At 48.2% G+C, this 12,894-nt stretch carries 11 protein-coding genes and 1 pseudogene; 5 read left to right on the top strand and 7 right to left on the bottom strand.

Translation table 11 applies throughout. From position 1 onward, the window contains the following. Positions 1-4: 4 nt before the first annotated feature. Together VIM72_RS02990 and VIM72_RS02995 are read left to right on the top strand one after the other, a co-directional pair. Positions 5-1,753 carry a RagB/SusD family nutrient uptake outer membrane protein gene (locus VIM72_RS02990; protein WP_332001384.1) on the top strand — a complete coding sequence of 583 codons (1,749 nt, stop codon included), beginning with the start codon at positions 5-7 and terminating at the stop codon, positions 1,751-1,753. A 111-nt stretch (positions 1,754-1,864) separates the two neighbouring features. Further along, positions 1,865-2,287, top strand: a complete 423-nt coding sequence (locus VIM72_RS02995) for a DUF4945 domain-containing protein (protein WP_332001385.1) — start codon at positions 1,865-1,867, stop codon at positions 2,285-2,287. A gap of 116 nt (positions 2,288-2,403) precedes the next feature. On the opposite strand, the gene hemL is transcribed toward VIM72_RS02995, so the two are convergent. From hemL to hemA, 7 genes are read right to left on the bottom strand one after another with little or no spacing between them, the layout of a single operon-like run. Further along, on the bottom strand, positions 2,404-3,690 hold the full coding sequence (gene hemL / locus VIM72_RS03000) for a glutamate-1-semialdehyde 2,1-aminomutase (RefSeq protein WP_332001386.1): 1,287 nt from the start codon (positions 3,688-3,690) through the stop codon (positions 2,404-2,406). Positions 3,691-3,726: 36 nt separating this feature from the next. Next, positions 3,727-4,704 (bottom strand): porphobilinogen synthase, encoded by a 978-nt coding sequence (hemB, locus tag VIM72_RS03005; RefSeq protein ID WP_349258963.1) that lies wholly within the window; start codon positions 4,702-4,704, stop codon positions 3,727-3,729. 37 nt (positions 4,705-4,741) lie between these two features. After that, positions 4,742-5,653: an oxygen-dependent coproporphyrinogen oxidase gene (gene hemF, locus VIM72_RS03010; RefSeq protein WP_332001388.1), complete on the bottom strand. Its 912-nt coding sequence runs from the start codon at positions 5,651-5,653 to the stop codon at positions 4,742-4,744. Positions 5,654-5,658: 5 nt separating this feature from the next. Continuing rightward, the gene (gene hemE / locus VIM72_RS03015; protein ID WP_332001389.1) at positions 5,659-6,687 is read right to left on the bottom strand and encodes a uroporphyrinogen decarboxylase; all 1,029 of its coding nucleotides are present in this window, start codon (positions 6,685-6,687) and stop codon (positions 5,659-5,661) included. Then, positions 6,684-7,463, bottom strand: a complete 780-nt coding sequence (locus VIM72_RS03020; protein ID WP_332001390.1) for a uroporphyrinogen-III synthase — start codon at positions 7,461-7,463, stop codon at positions 6,684-6,686. Before VIM72_RS03020 ends, hemE begins: the two co-directional genes overlap by 4 nt. Beyond that, on the bottom strand, positions 7,453-8,373 hold the full coding sequence (gene hemC / locus VIM72_RS03025; RefSeq protein ID WP_332001391.1) for a hydroxymethylbilane synthase: 921 nt from the start codon (positions 8,371-8,373) through the stop codon (positions 7,453-7,455). Before hemC ends, VIM72_RS03020 begins: the two co-directional genes overlap by 11 nt. Before the next feature lie 4 nt (positions 8,374-8,377). Then, positions 8,378-9,631 (bottom strand): glutamyl-tRNA reductase, encoded by a 1,254-nt coding sequence (gene hemA / locus VIM72_RS03030; protein ID WP_332001392.1) that lies wholly within the window; start codon positions 9,629-9,631, stop codon positions 8,378-8,380. Between the two features lie 217 nt (positions 9,632-9,848). Here hemA and hemH point away from each other — a divergent pair, with 217 nt between their 5' ends. The 3 genes and pseudogenes from hemH to VIM72_RS03045 form a co-directional block, all read left to right on the top strand. Beyond that, positions 9,849-10,892 (top strand): ferrochelatase, encoded by a 1,044-nt coding sequence (gene hemH / locus VIM72_RS03035; protein ID WP_332001393.1) that lies wholly within the window; start codon positions 9,849-9,851, stop codon positions 10,890-10,892. A gap of 9 nt (positions 10,893-10,901) precedes the next feature. Next, positions 10,902-12,248 (top strand): protoporphyrinogen oxidase, encoded by a 1,347-nt coding sequence (gene hemG, locus VIM72_RS03040; protein ID WP_332001394.1) that lies wholly within the window; start codon positions 10,902-10,904, stop codon positions 12,246-12,248. 60 nt (positions 12,249-12,308) lie between these two features. After that, a pseudogene (locus tag VIM72_RS03045) lies at positions 12,309-12,894 on the top strand (NAD(P)(+) transhydrogenase (Re/Si-specific) subunit alpha); the annotation flags it as partial.

Consider the following 12,894-nt stretch of genomic DNA (forward strand, 5'->3'; position numbering starts at 1 on the left):
CAACATGAAAACACATACTATAATATTCATCAGCCTGGTCGCCCTGCTCACTGCCGGATGTAAAAATTTCCTGGACGTAAAACCGAAAGGAGTATTATCCGAAGAACAGGTAGAGGGCGCCGACCAGATAGAGAACTTCGTGGTGGCTGCTTACTCCTATATGCCCTCTCTTGGCTACGGAGATACACATGCGCCGTGGATTCAAAGCGTAAGGTCTGACGATGCCTATAAAGGCGGCGGTGGCCTCAGTGACCAAACACCCTGGTATGAAATGGAAATATTTACCGGCGTAACGTCCAACATCGGCAACAACGATGGTCCCTGGTACCGTGGCTACTGCGGCATCAGCAGGGCCAATACTGCCCTGCGTTTGCTGAACAAGGTAGATCCCAACAGTTTCAAGGCTCGTGATCAACGCATCGCAGAAATGAAGTTTATCCGGGGATGGATATACCTGGGCATGAAACTACGCTGGAACTATGTTCCCTACATAGATGATGAAGTAAAGAATGATGCCATCATAGTAGAAGGTATCTCCAACCGTCCTCCGGAAATGACCAACGATCTGCCCCTGTGGGATAAGATCATCAAAGACTTTGAAGATGCTGCCGGAGTGCTGCCCGAAACACAGTCAGAAAAAGGCAGGCCCACCAGGTATGCTGCACACGCACTGGCAGCAAAGGCGTTGCTGTTCAGGGCCTATGAAAAAAATGACCGGCACCAGGTCACCGTGATCAACCAGGAAACACTCAACAAAGCACTGACCCATATCGATGCTATCACCGCCAAAGACGGCGCTATGTTTGATCTCACGCCCGACTTTGCAGAAAACTTCATGATAGAATATGATAACAACACCAAAGAATCATTATGGGAAATACAATATTCTATTGATGATGGTACCACCAATGGCCGCGTTAACTGGGGCGACCAGCTCAATGCTCCCTGGTGGAATCCCTGGTTCAGCTGCTGCGACTTCCACAAGGTGTCCTACACCATGATCAATGCATTTAAAACAGATGGTACCGGTCTCCCCGATTTCGATAACTACAACAATACAGAAATGGGCGGCCAGCAATACAAACAGTTCTTTACCTCCCATGCTTTTGATCCCCGCATGGGCCATACCGTTGCCATTCCGGGATATCCCTGGAAATATGACAACCACCTTCTTTTTGAAGAATCCGGCTCCCGCGCTCCCTTCCAGTACGGGTATTTCAATTCCATGAAAGAACAGGTACATCCCAGCTGCAACTGTATGTACAAACCTTTTTATGTACAGAACAGCATGAATAAAAAAGAGATCCGCTATGCAGAAGTATTGCTGTGGAAAGCAGAAATACTGATACAGCTGGGACGCTTTAATGAAGCACTCCCGCTGATCAACAGGATCAGAGCGCGGGCTGCGCATAGCACCGGACGGCTGAAGAAAGACGATGGCTCCCTGTGGTTGAACTATAAAATTGAAGAATATAAACCCGGTATCAACTGCAACTGGACCAAAGAGTTTGCCTGGCAGGCACTCATGTGGGAAAACCGCCTGGAGCTGGCCTGCGAAGGAAGAAGATACTTCGACCTGATGCGCTGGGGGATGCTGGAACCCGTAATGAATGCATTCCTTAGCAAGGAAAAGAACCGGTTCGACTGGTTCCGTGTAGCGCATTTCACCGCCGGCAGGGACGAATTCCTGCCCATTCCACAGGCACAGATGAACTGGTCGAAAGGGGGGTACAAACAAAATCCCGGCTATTGAGTGTCCTGAATGATTTGATAACCGGAGCCGTGTAACGGAAGACTGTTATGCACGGTTCTAACAGAATTTCAGGCTGAGATGCCTGGGTTTACTTATTAATACATACGCGCCATGAGAAAATTCCTGCTATTTACCTTCGGCACATTATTATTGACAGCAGCTGCCTGCAAAAAATCAGTGGATGACGTTACCAAACCAGGTGTTAGTTTACCTGCTGTTACTGATCTTACCTTACAGCAAACTGACGCCAACAACGTAAAGATATCCTGGAAAATACCCGGTGATATCCCTGTGGAAATACAACAACCACTGAACGTATACATAGAAGTGAACCAGGTGCTTACCGTGATGAAGACCGTAAACGTAGCTACCGCTACATTACCCGGTGCGCCACTGGAATATGCCTTTACACTGCCCGACCCGGCACAAACCTATCACTTTACGGTAAAACTGAACGGGCAAACCCAGAAAACGGACAACAATTACTCAGGCAATATTTATTCCCTGGGGCAAACCGTTATCTATCATAAATAATATCAGCCCGGTTAATTGTATGGTGATCTGGCTTACTCATGCAACTAAAATAACAAAAGGCTGTATCATTATTTATGATACAGCCTTTTCCACTCTGCACAGGATTGAATTGTTAACTATTTTATTGCCTGCATAGCAGATTTAGCAGCAGCAATGGTTTCATCCAGGTCTTCTGTAGTAAGTGCATTACTCATAAACCAGCTTTCGAAAGCAGAAGGCGGCAAATAAATACCGCGATCCAGCATAGCATGGAAGAAACGTTTGAATAATTCGTTATTGGCCGCGGAGGCTGCGCTGAAATCCACAATGGGGTATTCCGTGAAATGCGCACTCAGCATGGATCCTATCTGGTTAATGCTATGCACTATGCCTGCTGCGCCAAATGCTTCTTTTAACCCGTTTACCAGGTAACTTGCTTTTTCCTGCAGTTGCTGGTAAATAACGGGATTATCGTTCAACGTTTGCAACAGCGTATAACCGGCAATCATAGCAATAGGATTACCGCTTAAAGTGCCCGCCTGGTATACTTTACCGGCAGGAGCAAGATGTTCCATAATTTCTTTGGGCCCGGCTACTGCACCTACGGGCATACCAGCACCGATGATCTTACCAAAGGTAACCAGGTCGGCCCGGATACCCAGTAGTTCCTGCGCGCCACCGCGTGCAAGACGGAATCCTGTCATCACTTCATCAAAGATCAGCAGGATATTGTTGGCATCGCAAAGCTGGCGAAGGCCTTCCAGGAAGCCCGGCTGTGGCAGGATGCAGCCCATGTTGCCTGCTACCGGTTCAATAATGATCGCCGCCACCTGGTTGAGGTTATCCGCGATCAATTGTTCTACTGCAGGTAAATTATTGTAAGGAGCAGTGAGTGTATCTTCTGCTACCGTGGTGGTAACACCTGGCACTGATTGAATACCAAGAGTAGCCACACCGCTGCCGGCGCTCACCAGGAATGCATCTGCATGCCCGTGGTAGCAACCTTCAAATTTGATAAACCTGTTACGGCCGGTATAGCCTCTTGCCAGCCGGAGGGCGGTCATACAGGCTTCTGTACCGGAGTTTACCATACGTATCATATCGATGTTGGGCACCATGCCCACAATCAGTTCTGCAATTTTTATTTCCAGTTCAGTAGGCGCACCAAAAGAGGTGGAGTAGGTGGCATATTCCTGTATGGCTTTTACTACCGGCTCATAAGCATGACCAAGGATCATCGGGCCCCAGGAATTGATATAGTCGATATATCGGTTACCATCTACATCATACATATAAGCGCCTTTTGCACGTTCCATGAACACGGGCGTGCCGCCTACGCTTTTAAATGCGCGTACGGGAGAGTTAACACCGCCGGGAATTACCTGCTTTGCTTTCCCGAATAACATTTCACTTTTGCTGTACATCTGTTGGTGGTTTATTATTTTACGCAAGATAGGGAATTATGCATTCAGCAGTTTTACCGCGTCTTTCGCAAAGTAGGTAGCGATCAGATCCGCGCCGGCGCGCTTCATACTGGTCATGGTTTCCAGGATGGCCTTGTTTTCATCCAGCCAGCCTCTTTGCGCCGCTGCCTTGATCATGGCGTATTCGCCGCTGACATGATAGGCACTCACAGGAACGGTTACACGATCTTTAATGATACGCATGATATCGAGGTATGCCATTGCAGGTTTAACCATTACAATATCGGCGCCCTCTTCAATATCCATCAGCGTTTCCTTGATTGCTTCGCGGGAGTTGGCGTAGTCCATCTGGTAGGTTTTCTTATCGCCGAAGCCGGGAGCAGAATCCAGCGCATCACGGAAGGGGCCGTAAAAGCAGGAAGCATATTTGGCGCTGTAAGCCATAATGCCGGTTTTATCGAAACCGTTTTCCTCAAGAATGTTACGGATGGCCAGGATGCGGCCGTCCATCATATCGCTGGGGGCTACAAAATCGGCGCCTGCCTGCGCATGGCTGAGGCTCATGCGGGCCAGCACTTCCACGGTGGGGTCGTTCACAATTTCCGTTCCTTCCACAATACCGTCGTGGCCGTAAGATGAATAAGGGTCCAGCGCCACATCTGTCATTACTACCATATCAGGCAAGGCATTTTTGATACCACGGATAGCGCGTTGCATCAGGCCGTTAGGATTTACCGCTTCGGTGCCCTTATTATCTTTTACGCTGTCCGGCGCTTTTACAAACAGCAGTACACTTTTTATACCCAGGCTCCAGAGTTCCTTTGCCTCTTTAATAGTGAGGTCAAGGGAATACCTGAAATAACCTGGCATAGAGCTGATCTCTTCCTTCACATTTTCTCCTTCGGTAACAAATAATGGCGCCATAAAATCGTTGGGCGTTAAAATTGTTTCCGCCACCATTGCACGAATAGCGGGAGATACTCTTAATATTCTGTTTCTTCTGATCATCTGCATAAAATTTTTTATTGTTTTTATATCGTCTGCCGGTACATTATTTTACCCATTCCCTGGGCTTCAGGAATTCTTCCAGCTGTGCTTCAGGACTACCGGGAGTAGTATGGAAATCATACTCCCAGCGGGCTACTGGCGGTAAGCTCATCAGGATGGATTCTGTGCGGCCATTTGTTTTTAATCCAAACAGCGTTCCCCTGTCGTGAACCAGGTTGAATTCCACATAACGCCCACGCCTATACGCCTGCCAGTTTTTATGTGCGTCTGTATAAGGAAGGTGTTTTGTTTTTTCTACCAATGGGAGATAAGCATCGAGGAAAGCTTTTCCGTTTGCTTTGGAAAATTCCAGGAGCGCTTCTGCTGATCTTTCTGCACCGGGCCGGAGATAGTCGTAAAAAATACCGCCTATGCCGCGCGCTTCGTTGTTACGGTGCTTATTGATAAAATATTCGTCGCAGTGTTTCTTGTAGGCCGGGTACAGTTCTTTTCCAAACGGATCGCAGGCATTTTTAAATGTACGGTGAAAATGAATACCGTCTTCTTCTTCCAGGTAATACGGCGTCAGATCTGCACCACCGCCAAACCAGCTGTCTTTCAGCGTTCCGTCCTGGTCATACAGTTCAAAGTAGCGGAAGTTGGCATGTACCGTAGGCACAAAGGGGTTTAGCGGGTGCAGCACCAGGGAGATGCCACAGGCCATGAAACGGCTGTTGGTAACACCAAATTGCTGCGCCATTACTTCCGGCAGTTCGCCATGAACAACAGAGGTATTAACGCCTCCTTTTTCAAATACATTGCCATTGGCAATTACCCGTGTTTTACCACCGCCGCCACCGGGACGTTCCCAGCGGTCTTCCCGGAAAAGGGCTTTACCGTCTGTTTGCTCGAGCGCTGCACAGATCTCATCCTGCAGGCTATGTATAAATGATATGAAGTTATCTTTAATGCTCATGGTAATTATCCGTGGGCTTTAACTGTTTCTACAAATGCTTTGGCGTGATCAACGGGAACATTAGGTAAGATCCCATGACCCAGGTTGGCGATGTAACGCTGTCTGCCAAAGCCTTTCAGCATTTCCTTTACCGCCTTTTCAATTTCGGGAATGGGAGCCAGCAGCTTAGCCGGATCAAAATTTCCCTGCAGGGTGATGTTGCTGCCGGCAAACTGCCGGGCCAGCTCCGGTTTAATGCACCAGTCGATACCCAGTCCGTGTGCACCGGTAGCAGCCATGTCTTCCAATGCAAACCAGGCGCCTTTTGCAAATACAATAGTAGGACAAACCTCCTTCATGGCAGCTACTATCTGGCGGATATACTGTAAAGAGAAAACTTCAAAGTCCTGCGGGCTGAGCAAACCGCCCCAGGAATCAAACACCTGTACGGTATCTGCACCAGCGGCTACCTGTGCTTTCAGGTAAGCGATGGTTGTATCGGTGATCATCTGCAGCAGCTGATGGGCTACAGCAGGTTGCTGGTAGCAGAATGCTTTTGCTTCATCAAAAGTTTTGGAGCCTTTGCCCTGCACCATGTAGCAGAGGAGGGTCCAGGGAGCGCCGCCAAAGCCTATCAGCGGTACTTTTCCATCCAGTGTTTTTTTGGTGAGCTTCAGGGCGTCGAAAACATAGTGCAATCTTTCCTGTACATCGGGAACGCATAAACGCTGCAGGTCCTGTGCGGTTTTAACGGGAGCGGGGAGCAGTGGCCCTACTTTTTCCACCAGCTGCACTTCCATGCCCATTGCCTGTGGCACTACCAGGATATCGGAAAAGATAATAGCTGCATCAACGCCTACCTGGTCTACCGGCATCACGGTTATTTCAGTGGCCAGTTCCGGGTTTTCACAACGTTCAAAAAAAGTATACTTATCACGCAGTTTGATATAATCCGGTAAATAGCGGCCGGCCTGGCGCATCATCCATACGGGCGTGCGGGAAACGGTTTCACCTTTAAGGGCCTTCAGCAGTAAGTCGTTCTTCAATGCGCTCATTCGTAGCAGTTAATGTTGTTAAAGTAAAATATAGCAGTTCGCACCATGCTGTCTTCACTGATATCGGTGCTCATTATAATTTTGTTATCGGTATGCTCTCTCAGTTCCGTAGCGGTTGTTCTGCCGATGGCAAAGCAAACGGTTTTGCTGTTGATCCGGTTGGCCGACAGGTAGCTTTTAACGGCGCTGGGGCTGAAGAATAATATGCCGTCGTAATCACCGTTTATTACGGCGGGTGCGGGAATATTTTCGTAGATCACATATTCATGGACAGTGATACCTGCCTGCTTTAATGCATCCGGTAATTCGTGTCTTTTCTGGTTGCCGCAATAGAAGTTTACTTCACTGATATTTCCCAGTGCGATCAGGGCTGCCGCCAGTTCGCTGCCATAAGGAGAGGACGCCAGTATTTCAGCGTCAGGGAAAATTTCACGGGCCTTTTGCAGTGTTTTGCCGGATATACAGCCAATGCGGGCGTTGTTGGTAAGGAAAACTGTCCGGAGCTCATTACGCAGACCATTTACACCAAAGTAATGTTGTTTCAGTACATTCAGCGCATTGGCACTTGTAAAAACTGATACATTGGGCGCCTGGAAAATATCAGATATACTGGTACCGTTCCAGCCTGGTTTATTCCCTTTTAATGAGGGCAATGTTACCGGCTTTATCTGTATAAAATCCTGTACATCTATGCGAATACCGTTATCACCAGCAACAGCAATGGAGCTGTCTGTTAAGTGCCTGGTGCTTAATATGCGGTATTTATCATTTAGCATTTCTGATCTGTGCTACAATTTCAGCGCCACCCTGCGCCATAATATCTTCTGCAGCTTCTCTTCCCAGGTGGTTGGCCTGGCTTACCGGTACTTCGCGTGAAATACTGAAGAAGCGGTCGCCATCCAGGCTGCAAAGCTCGCCGCTGAAGTGAATATGATCGTTTTGTATATAAGCGTAAGCGCTGATGGGAGTGGTGCATCCGCCCATCAGGGTGCGTAAAAATTCGCGTTCAATATGTGTGGCAAGGGCGGTATCGGCGTGATTGAAAGCCGTGCAGGCGTCCAGGCAAAACTGGTCGTTTTCCCTGCAAACGGCTACCACTGCGCCTTGAGCAGGCGCCGGCAACATCCAGTCGAGATCAATAGAATTAGCAGGACGAACATTGATCCTTTCCAGGCCCGCTACTGCGAAGATGGCGCCGTCCCAGTTTTCCTCCGCCAGTTTTCTCAGGCGGGTATTTACATTTCCGCGGAGGTTGTGCAGCTGGTGCTGCGGGTATTTCCGCAGCCATTGCGCTTTACGGCGCACGCTGCTGGTAGCAATGTTGGCAATATAGCCAGGCTGTGAAAGGAAATCCGTATTGTTTTTATATACCAGCAGATCTTTTACCGGCCCGCGTTGCAGGACAGCGGCATGTACAATTTGCTTTGGCAGTTGTGTAGGAACGTCTTTAAAGGAATGAACGGCAATGTCTATACGGTTATTGAGCAGTGCCAGGTCGAGGCTTTTTGTGAAGATGCCCTGTACGCCTATTTCGTAGAGGGGTGTTACCAGGTCTATATCTCCTTCGCTTTTGATAGGTACCAGTTCGGTGCGGTAACCTTGTGCGGTGAGCAGATCATTTACCTGGTTTGCCTGCCACAAGGCCAACTGACTTTCTCTTGTGCCTATCCTGATAACTTTATCCATTTGTTTATTCCTGGTTAACTCCGGTCTCAAAAATATCGTTGATCATGGCGATGTACTGGTCACTTTTGTCTGTTTCCTTGCGTACCTTGCCAGCCATGAGATTAATCATTTTTTGTATGATGCGGGAAGATACCAGCTCGATATCTTCCATGTTGTAGTGCCCTCCATTCTTCTGCTGCTGTATTTCGCGCGTATGTATTTCCTGCAGTTTATCCTTTACCGCTTTCAGTACTACGGCATGTTTGCGCATTTTGTACCAGTAAAGGAATTCCTCCATGTACTCATCGATGATGGCAATGGCCTTTGGTACTTCTCCCAGCCTGTTCTGCAGGGTTTCGTCCTGTACTTTGGAAAGCTCGTCCACATTTACCAGCGTAATATGCGGAAGTTCGCCTACAGCGGCTTCCACATTAAAAGGAATGGATAAATCCACGATGAGTTTGGGAGAACTGTTCCTGAAATGTTCTGCCAGCACTGTTGGATGTGGTGCATTGGAAGCAACGAGGATAATATCTGCCTGTTGCATTTCGCTTACCATATTTTCGAACGGTGCATATTTCAGCCCGTGCTGGCCGGCGAAATCAGCCGCCACCTGCAGGGTGCGGTTAATAAGGGTCACCTCTTTTACACCGAGGTATTCGATCATATTCTTGCAGGTGTTACGGCCTATTTTACCTACACCCAGCAATACAATCTTTTTATTTTTTATATCAGGGCAGATGCGCTCCAGCATTCTCACTGTAGCAAAAGCTACAGATACGGTGCCTTTGCTGAGCCCTGTTTCAGTTTTGATGAGTTTGGATACCTGCAGAACGCTGTTCACCAGTCGTTCCAGGAAGCTGCCCAGGCTCTGGTGCGCCTTGGCAAATTTAGCGGCATTACGTATCTGGCCTATAATTTCATAATCGCCCAGGATCTGGGAATCGAGGCCCGTTCCTACCTGGTATAAATGCCTGATCGCTTCTTCTCCTGATTTGGTATAGGCTAATTCTTCCAACTGGCTCCTGTCGCCGTTTGATTCCCTGCAAAGCAAATCTATCAACTGCCCGGGGTTCGCTGCAAATCCGTAAACTTCTGTCCTGTTACACGTAGAGAGTACAAATAGATCGTCTAATTGCACAACCCTGGCATGCTCCAGGAGTTGTTGATACTGAGCCGGATTGATGGCGTATAATCCCCTGATAGCAGCGTCTGTTTTCTTATAGTTGATCCCAACAATATGAAAATTTGCTATTTCTTTTGAATGACTGACCTGCATGTTCTTGTATAAGCTTCCGGTTGCAAAAGTACTTTCATACGCCCCAAACAAAAGGGGTTAGCTGTCATTAGTGTGTCATTTCTGCTACTGGTAATCATCACGACGAAAAAATGATTTTTATCAGTTTTTGCCTTTACAAAATAATGACAGTTGTTACGCCAGTTGCAAGGCTTTTCGCTTTCGGCTTTTTGCTTACTTTTGCACCAATTTAAAAGAGATGGTGTCTAAATCTGATGTAGGAATAGTATTAATGAACCTTGGATCGCCTGATTCCACCGCTGTGCCGGATGTTAAGCGTTATCTGACCGAGTTCCTGATGGACAAGCGTGTGATCGATTATCCGTGGTTGTTCCGTAAGATCTTAATCGAAGGGATTATTGTACCAAAGCGTGCGGAACAATCTGCCCGGGCTTATGAATCTATCTGGTGGGAAGAAGGATCACCATTGGTAGCCTTAACGAAGCAGCTGCAGATGGCGGTGCAAAACGATATGGAGATACCGGTGGAAATAGCCATGCGTTATGGCAATCCACATCCCCAGGTAGCCTATGATAATCTCCTCAAACAAAATCCTGATCTGAAGGAAGTAGTGCTGCTGCCATTGTATCCGCATTATGCCATGTCTTCCTACGAAACAGCGGTGGAGTATGCACAGGACATCTACAAAAAGAAAAAATATAAATTCAGGCTGTCGGTAGTGCCTCCGTTCTACGATGAACCGGATTATATCAATGCACTTACTGAAAGCATGCGCCCATATTTGCAGCAGGACTATGATTACGTTTTATTCAGTTATCATGGTTTACCGGAAAGGCATATGCGTAAGGCAGATCCTACCGGTGCGCATTGTATGAAAGTGAACGACTGCTGTCATGTGAAATCACCTGCCCATCAATACTGCTATCGTCACCAGATTACTGTTACTACCGAGCTGGTAGCAGAAAAGCTGGGACTGCCGCGCGAAAAATGGGGCATCTCCTTCCAGTCGAGGCTGGGCCGTGAAGAATGGCTGAAACCTTATACGGCAGGTTTGCTGGAAACGTTGCCTGCCGAAGGTAAAAAGAGACTGCTGATCGTGTGCCCGGCGTTTGTGTCGGATTGCCTGGAAACCCTGGAGGAGATAGCGGTTGAAGGAAAGCATTCTTTCCTGAACAGCGGTGGTGAATCTTTCACCATGATTCCATGTCTGAATATTCACCCGTTATGGGTAAAGGCAATAGTGAAGTACTGCACACAGATCATTGCCACTGAAGCCGTTTAAATTTGCCATATGTCCGTTCAACCCGTTTTGATTGTCGGCGCCGGCCTGTCCGGGCTGAGTATTGCGTATGAATTGCAGAAACTGCAGGTACCTTACCAGGTACTGGAGGTTTCGGACCACACTGGTGGTGTCATGAAATCCATACGGGAAGATGGTTTTGAACTGGATGCAGGCGCCAATACCATTGCAGCTTCTCCTGAACTGCTGCAATATTTTTCGGAACTGGGACTGGATAAGGAAATACTGCAGGCAACAGCCGCCAGCAAAAACCGGTTCCTGGTAAGACGGCAACAGCTGCACGCCGTTTCTCCACATCCCTTTAAGATCATAGGCTCTCCTTACCTGAGCCGCAGCAGTAAGTGGCGGCTGTTTACAGAGCGCTTCCGTAAACCGGCGCCTGCAGCAGGAGAAGAAACCGTGAGTGATTTTGTAACAAGAAGATTTAATAAAGAGATTGCAGAATACGTGTTCGACCCTGTGTTGTCGGGCATTTACGCCGGTAATCCCGACCTGATGAGCGTTGCCGAAGTATTGCCTGCATTGCCGCGCTGGGAGCGGGAATACGGCAGCGTTACCAAAGGGCTGATGAAAGATAAGGGCGCTATGGGCGGCCGGAAAATTATCAGTTTCAAAGGCGGCAACCAGTTGCTCACAAACCGTTTGCAACAATTGCTCACTACGCCTGTGCGCTTTAACTGTAAGGTAACGGATATCGCTACCGTTGATAACGGATACAGGGTAAGCGTAGTGGAAAACGGCGCGACCGGGACCTATACTGCTGAAAAAATTATACTGGCCACGCCTGCTTACAGCACGGCGGAAACCATTACCCACCTTGATACAGTTACCGCTGCGTTATTGAACAACGTGCACTATCCCCGCATGGGCGTGCTGCACCTGGGCTTTGATGCCAGCGCTTTACCACAGCCGCTGGATGGTTTCGGCTTCCTGGTGCCGAATGCAGAGCATATGCATTTTCTCGGCGCTATCTGCAACACGGCTATTTTCCCGGGTAAAGCGCCTGAGGGGAAAATCCTGTTCACCGTATTCCTGGGAGGCGCCAGGCAGGAACAGCTGTTCGACCAGCTGGACCAGGCAACCCTGCAACAACGTGTAGTGGCTGAAATAACTTCGCTGTTGCATCTTTCGGCCCCGCCGGTGATGCAGCGGTTCAGCACCTGGAATAAAGCGATCCCACAATTGAATGTGGGGCATGTTAAGTTGCGGAATGCAGTAGCAGATTTTGAAAAAAAATATCCGGGAATTCATGTCACAGGGAATTACCTCCAAGGCGTAGCCATCCCGGCTTTACTGCAACATGCCGCCGCTTTGGCCGCATCTCTGAAGAAAAATTAAAGAGAAAAATAGTTTCTTTCTTGCCGTTTTTTCTTAAATTCCATTATAAATTTCCACCAGATGATTGCAGGAATTTTAAAAGAAAAAAACGGCGAAACCAGGGTATCCCTCGTCCCTGAAGTAGTAAAGCAACTGCAGCAAATGTCGGTAACCGTGTGGGTGGAGCAGGGAGCCGGCGATAAAGCCTTTTATAACGACGACGCCTATATGCAGGCAGGCGCACAAATAAAAACAGCTGCAGAGATCCTCACCGGTGCAGACATCATTTTTACCCTGCAACCTCCTTCCAGGGAAGTAACAGACCAGATTCCACCGGGGAAAATCATTGCCGGTATTTTACAGCCACTATACCGCGTAAACGAAGTGGAGCACTGGGCTTCCCGTAATATTACCGCCTTCAGTTTAGATACTATTCCCCGCACTACCCGCGCACAGGTAATGGATGTGCTCAGCTCACAGGCCAATATTGCCGGTTATAAAGCGGTATTGCTGGCAGCGTATAACTATTCCCGTTATTTTCCCATGTTTATGACAGCGGCAGGTAGTATTGCCCCTGCTAAAGTATTGATACTTGGCGCCGGTGTAGCCGGTTTACAGGCTATTGCCACCGCCCGCCGTTTGGGCGCTGTAGTGGAGGTGTTTGATA

This window comes from Chitinophaga sp. (assembly GCF_036569185.1).
GTDB lineage: Bacteria > Bacteroidota > Bacteroidia > Chitinophagales > Chitinophagaceae > Chitinophaga.